Annotated in this window: 1 pseudogene; it reads left to right on the plus strand. The window is 39.0% G+C overall.

Annotated features, from left to right (window positions below):
- A pseudogene (locus EII41_RS13860) lies at positions 1-277 on the plus strand (transposase); the annotation flags it as partial.
- Between the last annotated feature and the right edge of the window lie 72 nt (positions 278-349).

The following is a 349-nucleotide window of genomic DNA, read 5'->3' on the forward strand; positions in this document are numbered from 1 at the left end:
TGACTTGAAGAAAGAAACGATCAATAAGGCGGTTAAGGAATTAGCCGCAGATGTGCGGGAAGTTGACACGGATCACTCTACCTCTTATGTGGAATTGAAAGACTTTGTACCTAGACACAACTCTCAGGTGATTCCCAAAGAGAAGGTGGGGGAAGCCTTACCTTGGGTTCATATTGCCATTAGGAATGCCAAGCGACAGCTGATAAACACATTTCATGACATCAAACCTGAATTCCTGCAAAACTATCTCGATGAATTTTGTTATAAGTTTAATCGGTATTGTTAAATTCATATAGTACTATTATCTTTGCTGAAAAAAACTATGGATTGTCCAAGATGTGGAAGCATA

Source organism: Tannerella forsythia (assembly GCF_003860135.1).
Taxonomy (GTDB): Bacteria; Bacteroidota; Bacteroidia; order Bacteroidales; family Tannerellaceae; genus Tannerella; species Tannerella forsythia_A.